This is a genomic window from Oligoflexus tunisiensis, from assembly GCF_001748245.1.
GTDB lineage: Bacteria > Bdellovibrionota_B > Oligoflexia > Oligoflexales > Oligoflexaceae > Oligoflexus > Oligoflexus tunisiensis.
Genome location: NZ_BDFO01000001.1, coordinates 3,884,109 through 3,903,361 on the forward strand (window position 1 = coordinate 3,884,109; position 19,253 = coordinate 3,903,361).

General features: G+C 54.6%; 17 protein-coding genes. 8 read left to right on the forward strand and 9 right to left on the reverse strand.

The annotated features are described in order from the left end of the window. Window positions 1-6 precede the first annotated feature (6 nt). Window positions 7-696 carry an alpha/beta hydrolase family protein gene (locus OLTU_RS16210; protein WP_141733809.1) on the forward strand — a complete coding sequence of 230 codons (690 nt, stop codon included), beginning with the start codon at window positions 7-9 and terminating at the stop codon, window positions 694-696. Here OLTU_RS16210 and OLTU_RS16215 read toward each other — a convergent pair. The 6 genes from OLTU_RS16215 to OLTU_RS32915 all read right to left on the reverse strand — a co-directional run bounded on the left by OLTU_RS16215 (window position 671) and on the right by OLTU_RS32915 (window position 7,439). Next, window positions 671-1,414, reverse strand: coding sequence for a hypothetical protein (locus OLTU_RS16215; protein ID WP_141733810.1), 744 nt, complete (start codon window positions 1,412-1,414; stop codon window positions 671-673). The two genes, OLTU_RS16210 and OLTU_RS16215, sit on opposite strands and share 26 nt — an antisense overlap. After that, window positions 1,411-2,928 (reverse strand): hypothetical protein, encoded by a 1,518-nt coding sequence (locus OLTU_RS16220; RefSeq protein WP_141733811.1) that lies wholly within the window; start codon window positions 2,926-2,928, stop codon window positions 1,411-1,413. Before OLTU_RS16220 ends, OLTU_RS16215 begins: the two co-directional genes overlap by 4 nt. Beyond that, the gene (locus OLTU_RS16225; RefSeq protein ID WP_141733812.1) at window positions 2,925-3,521 is read right to left on the reverse strand and encodes an OmpA/MotB family protein; all 597 of its coding nucleotides are present in this window, start codon (window positions 3,519-3,521) and stop codon (window positions 2,925-2,927) included. The genes OLTU_RS16220 and OLTU_RS16225 overlap by 4 nt, the downstream gene beginning before the upstream one ends. Then, entirely contained in the window at window positions 3,518-4,192 is a 675-nt protein-coding gene (locus tag OLTU_RS16230) for a MotA/TolQ/ExbB proton channel family protein (RefSeq protein ID WP_176736678.1), read from the reverse strand. The genes OLTU_RS16225 and OLTU_RS16230 overlap by 4 nt, the downstream gene beginning before the upstream one ends. Window positions 4,193-4,229: 37 nt before the next feature. Then, complete coding sequence (locus tag OLTU_RS31955) at window positions 4,230-6,272, reverse strand: hypothetical protein (RefSeq protein WP_176736679.1); 2,043 nt, start codon at window positions 6,270-6,272, stop codon at window positions 4,230-4,232. A 219-nt stretch (window positions 6,273-6,491) separates the two neighbouring features. Further along, window positions 6,492-7,439, reverse strand: a complete 948-nt coding sequence (locus OLTU_RS32915) for a collagen-like triple helix repeat-containing protein (protein WP_218110075.1) — start codon at window positions 7,437-7,439, stop codon at window positions 6,492-6,494. Window positions 7,440-7,826: 387 nt separating this feature from the next. Here OLTU_RS32915 and OLTU_RS16240 point away from each other — a divergent pair, with 387 nt between their 5' ends. Next, window positions 7,827-9,875 (forward strand): beta-propeller domain-containing protein, encoded by a 2,049-nt coding sequence (locus OLTU_RS16240; RefSeq protein WP_141733814.1) that lies wholly within the window; start codon window positions 7,827-7,829, stop codon window positions 9,873-9,875. Window positions 9,876-9,938: 63 nt separating this feature from the next. Next, entirely contained in the window at window positions 9,939-10,715 is a 777-nt protein-coding gene (locus OLTU_RS16245) for a glutathione S-transferase family protein (RefSeq protein WP_141733815.1), read from the forward strand. A gap of 9 nt (window positions 10,716-10,724) precedes the next feature. Here the strand turns inward: OLTU_RS16245 and bla are convergent, their stop codons facing one another. Then, on the reverse strand, window positions 10,725-11,522 hold the full coding sequence (gene bla, locus OLTU_RS16250) for a metallo-beta-lactamase (protein ID WP_176736680.1): 798 nt from the start codon (window positions 11,520-11,522) through the stop codon (window positions 10,725-10,727). Window positions 11,523-11,760: 238 nt separating this feature from the next. On the opposite strand from bla, the gene OLTU_RS16255 reads away from it, so the two are divergent. Continuing rightward, entirely contained in the window at window positions 11,761-12,033 is a 273-nt protein-coding gene (locus OLTU_RS16255; protein WP_176736681.1) for a hypothetical protein, read from the forward strand. A 196-nt stretch (window positions 12,034-12,229) separates the two neighbouring features. On the opposite strand, the gene OLTU_RS16260 is transcribed toward OLTU_RS16255, so the two are convergent. Continuing rightward, complete coding sequence (locus OLTU_RS16260; RefSeq protein WP_141733818.1) at window positions 12,230-12,457, reverse strand: hypothetical protein; 228 nt, start codon at window positions 12,455-12,457, stop codon at window positions 12,230-12,232. Between the two features lie 158 nt (window positions 12,458-12,615). Between OLTU_RS16260 and OLTU_RS16265 the strand changes: the two genes are divergently transcribed. The 3 genes from OLTU_RS16265 (at window position 12,616) to OLTU_RS16275 (ending at window position 15,797) form a co-directional block, all read left to right on the forward strand. Further along, on the forward strand, window positions 12,616-13,092 hold the full coding sequence (locus OLTU_RS16265) for a carboxymuconolactone decarboxylase family protein (RefSeq protein ID WP_141733819.1): 477 nt from the start codon (window positions 12,616-12,618) through the stop codon (window positions 13,090-13,092). A gap of 118 nt (window positions 13,093-13,210) precedes the next feature. Continuing rightward, on the forward strand, window positions 13,211-14,743 hold the full coding sequence (locus OLTU_RS16270; RefSeq protein ID WP_141733820.1) for a S8 family peptidase: 1,533 nt from the start codon (window positions 13,211-13,213) through the stop codon (window positions 14,741-14,743). Between the two features lie 184 nt (window positions 14,744-14,927). Beyond that, a complete protein-coding gene (locus tag OLTU_RS16275; RefSeq protein WP_141733821.1) occupies window positions 14,928-15,797 on the forward strand; it encodes a hypothetical protein in 870 nt (289 codons plus the stop codon). Here OLTU_RS16275 and OLTU_RS16280 read toward each other — a convergent pair. Further along, on the reverse strand, window positions 15,794-17,059 hold the full coding sequence (locus OLTU_RS16280) for a zinc-dependent metalloprotease family protein (RefSeq protein WP_141733822.1): 1,266 nt from the start codon (window positions 17,057-17,059) through the stop codon (window positions 15,794-15,796). The genes OLTU_RS16275 and OLTU_RS16280 overlap by 4 nt on opposite strands. A gap of 275 nt (window positions 17,060-17,334) precedes the next feature. Between OLTU_RS16280 and OLTU_RS16285 the strand changes: the two genes are divergently transcribed. Beyond that, window positions 17,335-19,230: a hypothetical protein gene (locus OLTU_RS16285; protein WP_141733823.1), complete on the forward strand. Its 1,896-nt coding sequence runs from the start codon at window positions 17,335-17,337 to the stop codon at window positions 19,228-19,230. Window positions 19,231-19,253: the final 23 nt, after the last annotated feature.

Consider the following 19,253-nt stretch of genomic DNA (forward strand, 5'->3'; position numbering starts at 1 on the left):
AGTCCAATGACGAGCAGGAAACAGACTCGACGCGACGTGACCATCAGCAATATCAAGGGTCGGACCGGTTCGGTATCCGGAATCCTTGTTCGACCGGCCGATGCCGTGGCCATCCTTGTCCTCGCGCACGGGGCGGGGGCCGGCATGGATCACCCTTTCATGAGCGATCTGGCCACAACCCTTGGTGAAGTGGGGATTGCGACCTTGCGTTTTCAATTTCCTTATTGGGAAGATGGAGCGAAACGCCCCGACAATGCAAAACTCGCAACGGCTACGGTTGCGGCAGCCATCCAGTGGGCACTCGAACGCGTTTCTGATCTTCCCTTATTCGCTGGCGGGAAGTCCTTTGGCGGAAGAATGACGACCACGGCGGCGAGCCTCGGCATGATTGAATCCGTGAAAGGTCTTGTTTGCTACGGTTTTCCTTTGCATCAGGCCGGGAAGCCTTCCGTGGATCGAGCGGCGCATTTGAAGGACGTCAAGGTTCCGATCCTTTTTCTGCAGGGAACTCGCGATGCCTTGGCCGATTTGTCTCTGATGCGAGAGGTCGCCCGCGCTCTCCCTCTTGCGAAAATGCACGTCGTACAAGGGGCGGATCACGGCTTTGCGGTGCTCAAGAGCAGCGGTCGCAGCAATGCGGAAGTCATCCCGGAGCTCGCCCGTGAGACTCTCACGTTTTGTCAGCTTCCTGGTTAGCATGTCTGCCGATGAAGAGACCAATGATGGCGGCGCAGCTTTGATAGCTCAGACGCCCCTGCCGGGCTTCGTTCTGGCAATAAGCGTCGATCCCAAGGGAGAGGCAATGGAAGTCGCTGGCTTGACAGGCGGCGGCCTTGCTCAGGCTGAAGGCCGTGGCGAGACTTCCATAGCGATGATTCAAGGCTGCAGCCATGGATTCACCGCGAGTCATCATTTCATAACGCTCGCGAGCCGAGATGAATCGATTGGCATTAAGCCGTTCCACAACCAGGGCATCGATCATGGCCAGGCAGGCCCCTTGATCGGGGCTGATGCTACAGATATGAGCGGCGGCCTCGAAGGAGCAACTCAGGGCCAGCGTGGGATCAAAACTGCGACAAACGCCCGAGAATATGGCATCAGCTTCAATTTGCAAACGCGTGCGTTCGGCTTCGGAGAGTGCACGGACGGAACGGATCAATCGCTCCAGATATTCGGCGCGTTGTCTGGCGCTGGCCTGCGGCTGGATACTTTCCTGGGCAACGACGGGCTCCTTGGGCCCTGGCGCCTGTTCTGTCGGCGCCTGTTCCTCTGGCATCGGCTCCACCTCTTCGGGCTTCGCCATCCGAGGCACGATGATACGTTCAAACGAGTCGGGACCTGAGGGTTTGATGCGCTCGTCCACGGCCTGAGCGCCGGAAGTGAAAGCCAGAAGAAACAGCAGGATCTTCTTCATGGTTTCTCCTCATTCTGCCGGTAGGCCTTGCGGAAACGTTTCACAAAGTTGGCAATATGCGGTTGCCAGGGATAGACTTCCATATACTCGGGATAGCGATACACCCATTGGTCACCTGCCAACACATCACTGGACCGTAGCAGTTCGAACTTCGCCAGCATCAGGTCGTCGCCGCCACGAGCGATTTCACTGCGAAAGCGATCCTCGCTCAGACCGAGGGGACGGGTGCGATCCATATTGTTGTAATCGAAGTCGGGAACAAAAGCCCGGGCAACAGCCGCAAACAATTCGTTCGAGGGATAGATTCCATCCGTTCCCGCGGCCGGCAGTGTCGAGGCAATGACTTCAAAATTCTGTCCGACATAGGGCAGCGTGCCTTGCAGAGAAGACGAGCCTGCCGCCATCAGACAGTGAAAGCTGACGAGCGACTTCGGTCTTTTCATCACGGTGTCGATCGACTGGCGTAGATCATAGGTATCCAAAGCCGCCTCGCCCTTATCAATCAATTCAGAGCAGGTATTCGGCTGAGCCCCCCAGTGAATGATATAGGGCCGACAATAATTGGCATCGCGGCCGACAGCGGGGCTAAACAGCAGGTGACTGAGAGCATCTTCGAGCTGCGCGCCGGGTTCCGTTCCCTGCTCGGCCATACGGAATCGCAGCTCGCGTAATTCATCCTGACAATGATTCGGATGCAGACGGCGGCGGGCTTTAACCAGCCACGTGCCGGGCTCGGGCAAATCTGTAAAGATGTGAATCGCCGAGCGTGGAACACCGAGGAAGCCTTGAGCATGGCTTTCCACCAGCTCCGGTAATTTTTCGGTATCGATCTTCAAAGGTGCCGAGTCCGTCAGCAGGGTCTTCACAAAACGCTGCAACAGGCGATAGGAATAATGAGCGGGAGGCTCATCCCATTGCCGATGGGTACAGATCTCTTCGTCCTGCTCAGCAGGATCATCCGCGCAATCTCCCAGATCCTTGGCATACCCCAGGGCATAGGCTCTTTTTACAAGGTCACAACCCATCTTCGGTGGTTTGGCAGCGGTGATCTCTTCACCTTCCTTGGGGCAGATCGGACCATAGTTTTTGGTCATATTGTGATAGAAATGTTGCAGAAGAACCAGACTGCGATTTTCCAGAATGATGAGACCAAAGACAAGCAGCCCAAGACCAGAAATCAAGGGGAAACCAAACCGACCAAACTCGCTGGCGGGCTGTTCATCCCGAACGCCCATCCAGATTCCCCAGCTCCTGATCGTAAGCAGTGGCAGCGAACCAGGACGTCGGTATTCATGACGACCGATGGCAAGATGATAGGAACTTTCCCGGCGACTTCGCAGAAAGAAAGCCAATCCAAGGCTGATAAGGCTCGCCAGACAACCGATCAGCCAGAGGACTTCGGGCTGCATCGACAGTACACGCCTGATATCGAAGAGGCGCTGCACGCCGGCGAACGTGATCAGACCCGTAACCACGAGTCCGAGAACGAGACTTTTAAGTCCGATGCGGATCATGGTTCCTCTTTAAACTGATTGATGAGTCGATCTTCAATTTGAATCCTGCGATTCTTGGCATTGGCCTGATCCATCGCAGCCTTTTGAAAGCTCGACACGGGTCCGTCGATTTTCGGCACGTCATGGGCCGGCAGGTTATCGGCATGCGAACAGACCACAACGTGATCGGGCACATCCTTGCCGTACTGCGCGATCTGCTTGTAGGTGGCCATGGCACGTTCAAAACCGAGGACGAAGTTCTTGTCCTTTTGACCTTGATTGTCGGTATGGCCATGGATGAAGAGCACGCGTTTGACGAGACCATTGGTCTTGAAATTCAGGGTGCTGTCGGCATCTTCCTGGAACAGTCGGGCAAACACGGCCTGACCTTCGGGCGAAAGCTGCGTTTGACCCGGACGGAAGAGAACGTCGCCGGGCAGGTTGACCATGCGGGTCGAGACATCCCCCACGGTTTCGCTGATGCCTTTGCTTTGGGCCTGACTCAACGACCAGAATATCACGAAAAAAATCATGATATTGGTCATCAAGTCGATATAGGCTGTCTGCCAGAGTTCGCTGGCTCCACCCCTTTTACGGCGAATGGGCGCTCTCATGACTGAACCTCAATGTTCATATTGTTTTTCGCGATCAGATCGAGTGAACGCAAAAGATCATCATAATCATACTCAAGTTTTTGCAGACGCTGATCGAAACGAGCGGCCAGGATCTTATAGGTGGCACCAAAGAAGGCACCGTAAAGCGTAGTCTTCAGAGCGATGGCGAGCTGCGGGGTCAGGGCTTCCACGTTGACGCTGGCACCCAGTCCATCAAACATCATGATCAGACCGAGAACGGTACCGACCAGACCAACATAGGGCATCGCTTCGGAGGCGAATTGCAGGTTGAGGCGCGAGAACTCGTAGAGTTCATGGCAGTCGAAGTAGTAACGATGAGCCATATATTCAAGGCGATCCTGCTGACCGGATTGCGACGCTTTGCGCAGGTCTTCGGTCAGAGCATTGCGGGGAACGACGACGGCGTTGCCGTCATCCTCACGGTCGATCAGTGCTTCCTTCAAAAGGCGACCCGTTTCACCGATCAACGCGGCGTCTTCGGTCAAATGTTTGGTCGAGAAGAAAGTGGTCATCAAAGAGATGACGATACGCACGATTTCAGTGCCGGTCGTATAGAGCAGAAGACCGATCGAAAAGAGCAGCATCGAAAAGAAAAAATTCTCGGTGATGAACAGAAGACCTGAGATCAACGTCAGGCCTATCATACCCATCAGACCAACAAAACCACCGGCGGCATGGCCACGCGCTCTAGCGTGGGCGACTGGCTTTTTTCCGCTTGGCTGGTTTGGATTTTCCGGTTCCGACTCTCTGTTTCTTCGGAGCAGCCTTTGGTACCACTTCAGGGGTCGCTGGGGCTGTTGACTGGACGACAGGCGCTGGGGATTCTCCGACTGCATGGGCGAGGCCCTCCTTTTCTATTTCTTTTTTCTTTTTCTTTTCTTCGATACGGGCCTGCTGAGACGCTATGCGCTCTTCGTAGACCGAGTGATAAAGAACGGCAGCGACCAGTTGGTAGCCGGTGAAGAAGACCATCAGGGCGATGATGACTGCCGTCCGGGGTTTAATCCGCCCTCTTTTGCGCGTAGAGAAGTCCTCGGTCGGCGCCGAATAGAGGAAGTTTTGGACGAGCCAGCAGATATGGTCGCTGGGTGTGTCGATGGACTTCGGTCGATCCTGGGTTTGAACGCGGCCGAGGATGAGCCGAGTGATGGCGATCAGCTGACTCGGACTGGCGGAAACGGTCAGCAGTTCCGATTGAGGATTATGGCGCCAGTACAAATACTGAATAAAGGGACCGAGGCCATCATGAACGGTAATAAAGCAGCCTTCGAGCAGGCGACGGGCGCGGCGGTAGGGATCGAAGAGGAAGCCACGAATTTTACCCGGACTGGATTCCTTCAGCTCCTGCCCAAGGCGCAGCGTGGCTTCCAGATGCGTGCGAAGGCTGACACGACCGAGGGCATCGAGCACGAGTCCCGCAAGGAAATCATAGGCAAGACCGTTATCCTCCGGTCGCGTGTTGAAGGCTTTTTCCAAAGCAGCCCGCGGAATCAGAACACGAGGACGGGACAGGCCGCCGCCATAGGTTAACGGGCGATTCTGTTCGGTCGGTAGATAATAAGCATGGGCCGCCAGATCTTCGAGATCCGCGAGCAGCGGATGTCCCGCCAGCGCCTCGACGATCCTTGAATGCCAGGGATTGCTGGCGTTGGGTTGACCGCTGATGAATTTTCGATCGAGCGCCTGCGCGATCAGCTCAAAGACCAGGGCGCTGAGGGTTGCGAGGCCACCGAAGACCATCAGGCCGAGGGCGACGCTGTGGACTTTATCGAGACCGAAGATTTCCCGTGCCCCCAGAACCAGGCCTGCGGCGACGCCGATCCAAAGCAGAGTGGCAATCGCGCGATAGAAAAAGACGGTCATCAGCGCATCGACCACATGGGGCATGCGGTTCTGTTTCAGAGTTTCGAGGCCGCGCAGCTGCGGAAGGACACAGAGACCAAGCCCCCAAAGCGCCCAGCCCGCGCCCAGTCCGCCGATAACGGCAAGGACCCAGGGATCCGGAATGGCGAAAATGGCAATCGGCTTGACCAGGGCGAGGTCCTCGGAAATCAACCAGAGTGGCCCAAGGGCAAAGAATATCCAGGCGGCGCCGATGATCAGGAGATAGCGACGACCGTGTTGAAAATAGAAGAGCGAGGCAAAGATAACCGCCAGAACCAAAAAGGCCAGGGCACCAAGTGCCAGCCCCATCGCCTGCCTGGCAACTTTAGGACCGTTCTCAGCCGCGGCTTTTTCAGCACGACGGAGAGCCGCGCGCTGATCCAGGATCCCTCCGGATTCGGTGAAGGGTTTCATCGCATGCAAAAAAGCGGTTTTTACATGCTCGGGAGCGGTATTCGGGGCAATGCTGATCCCGCCTTCACTCAGGATCTGCTCGGTTTCCGGAATGAGAGCGCGATAACGCAGCGTATCGACCGTGACCTCGCCTTCGATATAAAGATCGATCCCGGCATCCTTCAACACGCGGCGGCGGCAGGGAAAATCCGGACAGTTGGCCAGCTGGAGTGAATCCTTGGCAACGCTGAGCAGTCGCGGTGAGTCCTTGAACATATTCAGCACATTGAATTCATGCGCTCGCGCGATCCAATGGCGATCGGGATCAAGGCTTGTAAAATCCACCACGATACGACCGATGTCGGTTTCGGGAATGGGCTCGCTGGCCTTCGCCTTGTGAGGAACGGCGACTGCGAGCAACAGCAGGTAGCGGGAGATCAACGGAAACAGCATCAGGTCCTCAACGAAGAGTTCACCAACGCCATACTTTGCAAGGCTCTGGCCAGATAAATCCTGAGTGGTGGTACGAATTTACGGTAGGTGGACTGTCAAGGATTGTGACAGTGGTGAGAGGTTTCGTTCGAGTTCACGTTCCAGGAGGGCTGGTGTTGTCCGCAGGTCGCTGTCGGTTTCTGCGACCCGCCTTTGCCGGTCAGGCCCTCGTTAGCGGGCTTAATGGATTGTAAATGTCAAAGGAGCGACCGCGGTAAAGTCAGGAATTTCGGTCTCGGCCCCGACTGGGCTCGTCAAAAGAGCCAAACCTGCCGGCCATGAATTATAGGCATTCGTTGTGCAATAAGGGACGTTATTGCTCCCGGCGTTCAGAACAGCCGCCGGGTCACCAAGAGTTGTGCTGTTCATTCCAGTGACGCGATGAAAATTGCCGTTGAAATCCTTCACGATTCGGTTGACCACAGCCATGGGGATGAGGCTTCGCACAAGAACATTTCCAGATGTGCAATCCGAAGAAGTTTCAAACCAAACTCCCTGGGACTTTATTTGACCCGTGCGAACGATCACGTGAAAAAAATCGCCGCTTTCCGTAACCACTATCACCTGGGGCTCATCCCTTGAATTTCCCTCGCGTGGCACATCCATCACAAAGTAGGCCATCACCTGCCCGCTGTCATTTTTCAAGACCAGGTGACCTTGTCCATCTGACGCCAATCCAGGCTCGCCTCTTTCGCCTCGAGGCCCCGCCATACCCTGCGGACCTTCGGGCCCAGTCGCACCCGTAGCACCCTTGTCGCCCTTATCGCCTTTGGCTCCTGCTGCACCTTGGTAACCAGGCAAACCATCCTGTCCCTTCAGATCTATTGCTGCCCAGCTTTTGTTCGAGCAAACATAAAAGGTCTTATCATCGATGGAGTAGCGAATCGCTCCCTCCAATTCCGCATTGCAATTGCGCAGCGAGTCTTTATTCGCACCAGCGAAGGCAAAGAGGCTCGCCTCCCTCCCATGCGACGCTTCCTCTTTGACCGGAGAGCTTACGGTATCTTCACTCAAATCTGTGGTCGCTGAATCCGAATCCTGAAGTGTTGCTTGCGTGGGCATTTCGTCCTGGGTGCAAGCCTCCAGACTGACTGCGAGTAGCAGAATTGAAAGTCCGATTGACTTCATTGGTACCACCATACTTCAAATAAGATTTGACGAGTGTCATCTATCCCTCTTTCGCCGCTCCCGCACCTCTTCTTTAAAAGAGCAGGATTGATTAATACTATAAGGGCGATACGGAGCATTCGACAAAGGCCTGATCGTTGAACGTGCTAACAAATCGAACCTTTGTTTAGAAAGAGTAGCCGAGCCCAACCCACCTTTACCGAAGTGTCCTATTACGAAGGTTCGGACCCTGACGACGAGCCGCCTTCCTCCTGAGGCGGCCGTCTCCCCCCCTTCCCGTAGAATACGCCAGAATACGAAAATTCCTGCCAAGCAAACAGAATCACAACTCTTTTGCCGACAAGTGAATATCAACCTTCACAAAATGTCGAAAAAGGAGAATACGCGATGCTGAGGAACGTAGCCGCAATCCTGGGGTTATTGGCGGTCCTGCCCAGCTGTGGTCAGCGCACGGATCGGGAGGCGGATCTGTATGGGACGCCCTTTGCCGTGCACGGAGCTTTAAAGCTGGCAGCCGTGGCCCCCAATGTAAATCTGGGGCTGCGTTCCTATTCAGACTGTGAAGAGTTGACAGCTGATATCCAAAATTCGCTGGAACAGCAGAATAGTTTTCAGAAAGCCAACCTTGCTCTGGCCATCCAACAGGCCAGCAACTGGGCAAGACGGCCTCCGAGCCAAGCCTCAGAAGCCATGCAGGATTCAGCTGCCGGGGCGACCGAAACCATGACCAACGTACAGGAACACGGCGTGGATGAAGCCGATCGTTATCGTGTGGGTCTGGATCAGATTTTCGCTGTCACCTTTGATCGCGTTCAAGTCGTTGATCGAGTCAGTCTTGGAACATTGGGCACCATCCCTCTCAGCTCCGGGTCCAACGCTTTGCTTTTCACGCAGGAGCACAAGCTCATCCTGATTGAAAACTCGAGCGGGGCGTCCCAGGTTCGCATTTTCCGCACGCAGGCTGGCTCCATGCCCGAGCTGGAACGCACCTGGTCCGTGCCGGGTTCCTATATCGACAGTCGCCTCGTCGGGCCGCACCTGATCATGGTGATGAACGATAGGCTTCCCTTGGAAAATGAGCCCTTTGAATGGCAGGAATTTGCCGAGGAGCAATGGTTTCACGATCCCATTGCGAAAAGGGCTTATGAATACTCGAAAACCTACTACACACGCGCAAGTCTGCGGCCTTTGGATGGTGCCATTTCAGGGATACCCTGCGCCGCGATCAGCCGCCGCAAGGTCGCCGATTTTGATCTGGGCTTTGCCAAGATACTCTCCCTCAATATCAATGCGCCTGAATCCGCTGAGAAAGGTATCGGCAGCATCGGCCAGGGAAGCCAGATCTATGTGACAGCCGACTCCGTTTACCTCGTGAAATCGAACCTGCAGTGGTTTAATTTCGGCGGCTATGCCTCCTACAATCCATACGGTGGACCGGATGAGCGCGTCTATATTCGTCAGGCGTCCTTCAATAAGGAAGATGGCACCCTGACGATGGAGGCTGAAGGCGAAGTCGCAGGACGCATCAAGGACCGTTGGGCCCTCCGTGGATTCAATGCGGGGCAAAACCTCGTTGTTGCGACCAGTACGGGCCTTTTGTGGTCAACAGAGGTAAATATTGCACAGAATCATCTCTTTGTGCTGGATAAGGACGTGGCGTCCAAAAGCCTTCAGATCAAGAGTGCCATCATGAATTTCGGCACCCACGAGGATATTCGAGCTGTTCGGTACATCGGCGACAAGGCCTATATCGTCACCTTCAAGAAAACCGATCCCCTGTTTGCCTTTGACCTTGCTGATCTCGCGGATCCAAAGCTGCTGAGCGGTTTGAAAATTCCCGGGTTCTCGACCTACCTTCATCCTTTGGCTGATGGTCGCATGTTCGGCCTTGGTTTTGATGCAGCCGAGCAGGGCTCGTTTGCCTACTACCAAGGGGTCCAGGTATCATTGTTTGATATCAGCAATCCGCTGGAGATGGCTCGCATCGACAATCACATCTATGGCACGCGAGGGTCCAGCTCCGAAGCGACCAGCAACCACCATGCTTTCTTCCACGATGCCGCGTCCGGATTGATCGGGCTCCCCATCGTGCAGCTGGGCGGTGACAGTCTCAAAGGGGAGCAGACATCACGCGTCTTTTCAGGAGCCATCCTGCTCGGTTTCACGGGTGACAAGCTGATTGAAAAAGGCCGCGTTTCCCATGCCGAATGGCTTCCTGCGAGCTGCAAGCAGGAATATTACGGACAGTGGTGGCAAAACCAAACCGCATCCTTGGACGTCAACCGCATCTACAGAGTGGATGACCGGCTCATCACCCTATCCCCCTTAGGGTTGAAAGCATACGCCCTGACGGATTTTGGCCAGCCCATCCATGCTCAAGCGTTTGATGCCGGTCCCGCGTCGTGCTGGGGCGCAGCTCATAAGCTTCGGCTTTGACAGATGACTCATGGCCTGCTTAACTGCTGTCTGATTTTCGGCGCACGATGAGGGGAAACGTCCATGTGGCAACTGTTCACCATTCCGTTTAGTCATTACTGTGAGAAAGCCAGGTGGGCCCTGGACTATAGCCGGCGGCCTTATCAGGAACGGGCCTATCTGCCTGGCCTGCATCTCACCGCAACAGCACTGCGTGGCCATGGCAAGACGGTGCCGATGCTGAAGGCTGGAGCGGAGCACCTGACGGATTCCAGCGATATTCTGCAGTTCGTGGATCGCGAGCGCGAAAGCGGAGTACCAGGCCTCTTTGGAAACGATGACGCAGCCCGGAGCGAGGTCCTCAGGCTCGAAGACTGGCTGGATGAAAATCTTGGGCCATCCACACGACTCCTGGCCTATCACTACCTGCTCGATTCCATCCCGACCCTTGTGCAGGTCGCAGGCCAGGGCTATGGACCCTTGGGAAAGCTGAGCCTTGGCGTAACGATGCGCGGTTTGCGTGGCGGCATCCGGAAGGGATATCGCATCACTCCGGATCGGGCTGCTCAGGGGGAAGAGCGCGTGAGAAAAGCTTTCGCGGAGACTGATGCAAGGCTGGCAGGATCACCCTTTCTGGTCGGAAGCCGTTTCACAGCGGCTGACCTGACCCTGGCGGCCCTGTCAGGGCCTGTTCTGATGTGGCCTGAAAGCATCCATCGGCATGATCGGCAGATCGTGACACAGGATCCGATCGAGTTGCTTCCTGACTCTTTCAAAGCCACAGTTCAGTCCTTGCGGAAGACTCCGACAGGACAGCACGCCCAGCGGCTTTATCGTGATTGGCGGCGAGTGTCTTCTTAAACGCCTTCCCTAGCGGGACACGGCCTGTCTTGCCGTCTCCACCGTATTGTCGATAAGTTCCTGGCCGCCGACCGTCTCATGACCTGCAATCACAACGCGTGGTGCCAAGGCTTTCAAACGGGAGACGGAATCGGCCCAGCTTTTGACATCCGCGTCGCCGACATAGCCCAGGGTATTGACGGGACGGATCATGCAGCCACCAAAGAGCACCTTGCGTTGCGGGAGATGGACGGCAACATTGTCCGAGGAGTGGGCTGGACCGGGATAGATGACCTCCACCTTCTCTCCACCGAATTCAAAGGTCTTGCCATCCTGAATCCTGAACTCGTGATCAGCGATAACAATTTGCCTTCTTTCAAGGCGTTTTTTCAGCTCGGGCTGGCTTTCGAAACCGGCCGCCTCCTTTATCTTCTGCGACTCGCCGCGTTCCTGCTGGAGCTTCCGAGTCAGGTCGCTCGCCCAAATCTCAACGCCGTGCGCCTTATAAGCTTCATTGCCCCCGGTCCCATCCGCATGAAAGTGGGTATTGATGGCGATAACCTTCCGGGGTTTGAGTTCCGCTCGAATCCATTGCAGGAGAGCGTCCGCTCCCTGGGTCTCAAAAGGAGACGATGCAATGAGAACCGTCTGATCCGGCATGACCGCGACCATGACGTTGGAATTGTGGTAGCTGAGATCGGTCACAACATAGGTCTGAGGAGCAATTTCCTTGACCGTAAACTGGCTGAGGAACTTATCGGACCGGCTATGCGAGAGTGTGGAGCAGGACAGGAGGGTTAAAGATAGACTCAGAAGCAGACAACGCATGAAATACTCCCTGGTTTGCATTGGCAAAACAGGATAGCATTTTACATGAAGATGCAAAACCCCTTCATCCGGTGGGGGCCGGATGGCGTCCACCCCAGACGGCCCCTGCAAGAACGCTGTAGCCCTGCCCGTTCTAAAAAGGAGACGTGACGGATGGCGGTGAAAACAGGTAAGTTCAAATTGAAGTTCAGTCCCATTGAAACGGGCCAACAGCCCCCTCGTTGAAAAGGAACCCCCAATGACCAGCCTGGCTATCGACAGGCGCCTCGCAGACTTCATGGACAAATGGCGCCAGGAATTTAAGAGCGACGCAGATCTGACGACCGGAAGTCCCAAGACTGACGAATTTTTTTCAGAGGCCGCCGACCTTTACAGATTTTTGCTCCAGCGCGACGGGCGCCACGGGTTGCGCTATGCACTTCGCTATCTGGCCTCCATTCCAGGCGTGACAGCTGGCCTCAAACAGGTATTTTCCGAGAGTGATAACGAGCAAGGCCATCGACCGATGTGATGGGTCGCGCCCAACCTGGCGCTATAAGCAAGAATGCACCGAAAACCAAATGGAATCAGATCAAAGCCGGCAGATATCTGCTGGCCTTGTTTTTCCTCAAAACGCCAGATCTTGTGCTAAATTTTCTTTGCAGTCATAATCGCAAGAACAACTCGGTTTGCGTATGCTCCTGCCTGTGTTCCTGATTCGCCTGATTTCATGTCCGCTCAGAAAAATGAGACATCCCGTGGGTAATGGCTACTACGATGAAAAAGCTGTTCAGAGACAGCGGATTTGCTTCAAATGCCTCAGCTTTGTCACGCATGACAAAGTCGATGATAAACTCCTCGCGTGCCCGCTCTGCGGCAATCGCATCAGTCTCCTTCCATCCGTTCGGGTGCCTCGAATCAGTGCGGCTGAACTTGCTGAATTCATAGCGGTTCAAGACAAGAAACGCCGGGTAAAAAAGCCTGAATGATGTGCCTGGGCACCTAAACGGACTCGACGAGAGTCAGTATGTCACTTTAATGAAATCAGAATCCTTACCGATAGCCTGGCCTCGACTTAAGGATATATTTTGTCCTTAATTAGGAGGTACCCATCATGACATCTTTATTGAATTACAACCAAATCTCGCCCGAGGCTTATAAAGCGCTCCTGGCCCTTGATAAGATCGTTCAAAATGGCTCTTTACCCCAAAACCTACGCCATCTGATTCGCATCCGCGCCTCGCAATTGAACGGTTGCCTCTTCTGTCTCGACATGCATGTGAAGGAAGCCCGTCGTGATGATGAACGCGAGCTGCGTCTGCATCACCTGTATGCCTGGCATGAATCGCAGCTCTTTTCGGACCGGGAAAAGGCCGCCTTGGAATGGACGGATGCCTTGACAGCCATACGCCCGGTTGAAGACAAGGAGCCTCTGCTCGAAAAGTTGCGCCAGCATTTTAACGACACAGAGATTTCCGAAATGACCTTCACCATAGGTCTGATTAATATTTGGAATCGCTTCGGTGTGGCGTTCAAGCCGGTCCCAGGCAGCCTTGATAAGGTTTTTGGTTTGGATAAAGCAGGACTCTAAAACAACGCGATGTCGAGTCATCACGAGATTGTTTTTCATTTGAGCAGAAATTGATTGCCGAAGGAACAGGGCCTCCATAATACTTGTGCTTAAAGCCTTTATTTATAGGAGTTTCAAAATGGGATCCTGTTCCAACCGTCTGTGGATTCTCGCGCTTTCCATCGCCGGACCTTTGGCCTGCTCTCTGCCCGAATCCGGTCTGACAATTGACAAAGCTGTCCAAGGCAATGATAGCTATGTTGCCCTCAGTGCAGACGGTCATTCCATTTACCATAGCTTCGACGGCGAACAATGGAAACTCGCCTTTACCCACGAAGGGAAAGCCTTGCATCACTTGTCTTTCGACGGTGAGAGGTATGTGGTTGCTACTGAAAAGCTCCGTTATGTCTCCACGGATGCTTCAGGCATCAGCTGGCAACGTGATACAAGCGTGCAAGGCAAAACCCATCCCGACATCATCCCGGGTTCCTATATAGTCATGTACGACGAATCCAAGGTCGATACAGCGGAAACGTTCACTCATGACCTGACAGCAAATCTTCTGGCCAACGGCGAAAGGATACAGATCAAGTCCATCTATCAGTATGCAGGCCCCGGATTTGCAGCAGAAATGTCCGACGAAGCAGCACACATGTTGGCTAAACACCCCGCAGTAGCCTACGTTCAGCACGACTATCGAACTCACCTGATCGAACCCATTGAGACCCGGGCAACGCAGGCGACGCCGGATCTGTGGAATCTCGATCGAATCGACCAAAAACATTTGCCTTTGGACGGTCAATACACGTTTCCGGCAACTGGACAAGGCGTCCACGCCTATATCTGGGACACAGGCATCCGCCGCGATCATATTGAATTCGCCGGCAAGGCCTTTGGTTCAAGCATGGATCAGGGCTGTCCGTACAGTCAGGTCACCGACCACGGCACTCATGTTGCCGGAACGGTTGGGGGCAGGACTCACGGAATCGCCAAGGATGTCATCCTGCATTCGGTGAATGGCGCCGGATGCGATTCTGCTGGAATCGGCGTTCAAATCTCAGTCATAGACCGGATCATCCGCGATGCAAAAATAAACTCCTGGCGCTCTGTGGTGAATATGTCCTGGGGCAGCCCCGTGCCGAACAAGAACGAGCCGGACGCTCTGAGAGACGCCCTTGTCAAAGCCACCCGTGAAGGCATTGTGATGGTGGCTGCGGCCGGAAACTCTGCGCAAAGTGAAGTTCCTGGCGAAGCCGATACGTGCAACTGGTCCCCGGCTGGCGTCGAAGGAGTCATCGCGGTCGGATCCTACACCACCCAAGGTGATCCCATCCCGCATGAAACCAACAGAGAGGCCCGTTCCTGGTTCTCCAATTATGGTCCTTGCGTCACTCTTTTCGCACCTGGCGAAGAAATCCGATCCGCTGGAACGGCCAGCAGCACTGAGATTGTGGTCATGCAGGGAACCTCGATGGCAGCACCTCATGTGACAGGTGCGGCGGCGCTCTATCTGGAACTCTTCCCTCACGCCACCGTGGAAGAAGTCAAGCAAGCCTTGATCACAGCCTCAACCCAGGGTGTTATGCGGACCAGTGATTTGCATGACTCACCGAATCGACTTCTTAATGTTAATTTCCGGCGGCAGGCGGCAGGCTTTGACCCAGGTCTTTAATGGAGAACTGACGAGCGCACCATGAGATCGGCGAGATTCGGCCGTCATTGCCTGTCTCGCCCAACTTCAACTTCGAAAAAGCGTACTCAATCAACGATCCAATCTTGCAAGCCCAGGCCATGTAGGATAGAAACGGCCATTCAGGTGGATTCCTGTCAGGATAGGCATCAATGAGGACAACTCCATGCGCAACGACCCTGTTTTTATAGAGGTTCCGACCCGATCCCTGAGCTTTGGAGAACGCCTTCGAGCCAGTGCCCGGACGGTCGGGGTTTTCCTTCGCGACCAGAGCGCTGTGAGTCTTGGACTTCTCGTAATTTACGCCCTCCTGCTTGTCTGGGATTTTCAGATGGCCAATTTTTCGGACATCCCATCGCGCGGGGGCATTCAAGATAAACTGGCTCAATGGTTTCCGTTTATGGATTCTTTCTATGCTGCGGAATGGAAACTGCAAGCAGCTACAACCTGGCGGGGCACGATTGCACAGCTTCTCCTGAGCCTATACGGATTCAACGCTTTGATTTATATGGCAGATCGCAGTCCGGCGTTTGCGGACAGGGACGTGGTCGGCATCGTTCGGTTTTTCTTCCGCAGCCTCGGCATTCTGCTTTTAATGTTGGTTCCCGCAGCCATCGGCGTCGCCCTCCTGGTTGTCCCGGGTTTGATCATGCTCACGATCTTTGTAGCCGCAGGCACCATCACAGTGTTCAAGGATCAGAGCCCGATGGCGGCCATTCACAGTAGTTTTCGCCTGCTCAGGGACGGCCTTGGGGATCGGCCACGAATCTGGGGTTTCCGGCCGGTCTTCTTTCATATCATGGGCATCTACCTCATCGACACGCTGTTTATTGTCTTTTTCACTTTTGTGAACTTTGGGATTCATAGTCTCGCGAGTCGGTGGCAGGCGGAATTCACCATGCCCCTGTTACAAAGTTCTCTTATAGTGACCGGCCTAATCCTTTTTATTTTTGGGTTGTTGGCCGAGATCTTTGTGCTGAGAATTTTCGCCGAATCTCTGCCCCCTCGTCATGAATCCACCTCGGGCACACTTTAGCGAAATGCTGCAACCGTGGCTGAGAATTCATTCATGGCACGCACGGCGTCGACCTCTCCCTCCACACCCAGCGGCACCCCGTGCCTGGTGTAAAGGTTCGGAGAGGAATAGAACGGAATTTTATTGCCGCCCATGATCGTTCCCACGCGACTGTTCCCGACCCAATATTGGCCGCCCGTATCGTCCGTGCTGACGCCGTGGTCCAGTCCCATGTTGTGGCCAAATTCGTGCCGCATGACCGTCGTTCCGCAATTCAGTGATCCCGTGCCGACCATGTTAAAGGCCGATGTTTGAGGATCGCTACGGTTGATCCAGGCGAGACCGCAACCTGCCTCGGTTCCTTCGTAGTAGATCGCGTCGGCTCGCAGCTCGTTACGTCTCTTCTGAACCGCCTCGTCGATGCGCAGATCACTGAGGGGGTGATCGAGAATCGTCCAATGATCCCTGGCGGGAACCATTTCGAGACCGACCATGCGAACCCGGAAATTGGCCCGGGAATTCTCGAGCGCTTCGTTGGTCAGGCGCAGACCTTCCAGCATGCGCGAGCGTTCCTGCGTTTCACCGATCCGCTGGGCCGCCTTATCGCTATAAAGGAGCAGCATATCGATGGTAATCGTTTCCTGCTTCCACTTGCCCTGCTCGTCCACGACGAAGGCGACGGTATCGCCCGTCTTCAGGTTCGTTGCGTGAGCTGAGGCGTCTCCAAGACCGCGAACGGATAATGACCAGGTCGCCTGCGTTTCCACAACCACGCGATAACCTGCTGGCGATGGGTTGGGCAGATGGAGGTCTCTCACCCAGTTGCCGTCAGCGAAGGTCACCCTGGTGCGGGGTCTCACCAGTTGGGGAAGAATGCCATTCCTCAGCGCCCTGGCCTGATATTCTGTGGTTGGATACCGGGTTAGCACCCAACTCTTCCGTTCAGCAATGTACATGAATTCATAGTCATCTCCTTTATTAAGCATGAGGTCGCCATAACCGGAAATGTTGGATCCGTCTATCCGAGCAGACCGGGGCGATGTGGAATGCAACGTGATCCGATCACGATCGCCCGGCTGATGAGGGAGCATGAGGCTCGGAACGTAATGGCTGTCATCAAAGTTGATCTGTGTGTACGGAGATGTGAGGCTGACAAGGGCAGCACCCTGTTCGGCCGTTACGTGTCTGACTGTGGAGTGCTCGAGCATCCACCGTTGATATGCTTCGCTGTACACAAAAACAGACTCATCTCCCGTTTGAATCACATGGGTCGAGTTGTACATCAGATTCTGCCCGTTGACCCGCGACGCCCTCCTTTGCGTTCGATTTCAGTGTGTCCTCACATTTCATTGAAGGAGTTAACAGAAACTTCGAAGTTTGTCGCGTTGTGGAGGAGGACATACGGGGACATTGCACGTCGTTCAAGATTCTTTTCGCGCGTAATTCTTTATGGGCCTGCTACATTCCTTATTTTTATAGGTCATTACAACCCCATTGGAAAAATCTCACATTTTCCATCGGATCTCCGAAGCAGAAGTGCCAGCCAAGGAGATGACTGATGGTTCTTGTCATTCTTACGTTGCTATCGATTCTCATGGGAAGCTGTGGGGCCGGTTCCACTTCCAGCGATTCCCGCACGACCGACCCATCGAGCCTGTCTCCTTATGAGGATACAGATCCCGAAGAAGATCCTGAAGACACTTCCACCTTTGATCCGGCGGAAGCGGGAAGTCTCATTATCGACCAAATCGCAACAGGAGAGGTCAGCGGCGCGGATCTTCCGACCGTGACTTACGATATCGTGAAGGATGTATCCTCTTTCGTTGCCGATCCGACTCAAAATAACGCAGGAACCCTGCAAATCTCCCTGCCCGGGTTACGACTCGCCTCGTCCGATGAATACCTGATCAGCAGCAGCTATGGTGGTTCTGTGCGTTTGAAGGGCGAAGACATCTCCGCCAGTCGCCTCAAAGGGACCCTGGAGCCGTCAGCGTTCATGGGAAGACAGGGTTTTCCTGCTCTTGACGAGGGACTGCTGGCCTTTGATTTGGCCACGACTGAAACATCGATTGATGGGACAGTGTCACTCCAGCAAGGGAAAATTGGGGACATCAGCGAACTCGGTCTTGAAGCTGTCTATAAGCTCTACAAGGAGAATAGCCTCTGGCGTGGAAAAATGAGCGGTAAAATGTCCCGCGGCAAGAATTGGACGTCCTTTGAATATGATTACGATACTCCCATCCTCACCAGCCTGGAGGCCGTTCCTTTGGATGGCAGCGGCAATCCCACAAGCGGTCCTCTTGTCGACGGCGGCACGGTCAGGGTCAAACTTTCAGTGAATAGCAACGCACCTGTGAATTGGCTCAACATCACCTGGGATTCGCCGACCACCAACCTTTCCGGTGGCGGGAGCGGTATCACCTATCAAACGCTGGGACAGTGCAGCACGACCGCCTTTGCCCAGAGTTCCTCCACGTTCTGCGAGCATAGCCGTGGCTTCTGGACCTTGTGGCAGGACTATGTGATCACAGCTTATCAGCCTTCCGGCGTCTATACGTTTCAGTTTTCGGTGAAGAACGCAGCGCTGCTGACATCACGAACACTCAAGGCAACGGTGGAAGCTCAGAACGCCAACAGCAGCGCGGCCAAGCCTGTGGTGGAGCAAGTGACCATGGATGCACCTTCGTCATTGGGCAATGGATTGGGTGGAACGGTCAAGCTCGATATTCTGGTTTCCTCGACCATTCCCGTCAACTGGTTGAATTTAAGCCTGGAAGGGCCCACGTCCAATGTGTTTGGGGGCGGAAGCGGCACGACCTTTCAGGAATGCTCATCCTTTACCAGCGGCAAGCCGGCGATCTGTGGCTCTTTCGGCTCAGGATACTGGTACAAATCTTATGAGTATGCGGCGTCCCAGTATGTTGAAAACGGAACCTATCAATTCAATGCGATTTCAGTTGCCAGCGAAGCCAATGTCACCTCGGATAACTACGGCTCGATTCCCAGTTTTACGGTCGCCGGCAATACGGTTCCAACCACCCCCGTGATCGACAGTGGAAATGTCTACACGGTTGCCAATTATGGAGATGATCCTTTAACCTTGGGGGCCCTGGTCACCGGGACCTGCCTCGAAGCCGGATCCCAACCGGACCCTTTGATCGTGGCTTTGGTGCTTGAAGTGAGCAATTCCAATGTGCCTGTGAATTGGCTGAACCGCAGCTTTGAAGGTCCTACGGAAAATTTGGAAGGCGGAGGTTCCGGGCCTTCCGACGTCGTCGACCTGGGATCGGGATCCTATCGGGTCATCCAATACCATAGTGTGGCGTCGCCCAGCTTTGCTCCCAAAGGGCTCTACTACTATCAGAATCTGACGGTCGTGAATGAGGGGAATGCGACGTCCGCCTCTTTTGGGGGGACGTCTCTGGGTTTTCAACTGAAGACCAGTTGCCCTTGAAAATCCGGGTGCATGGGCATGCA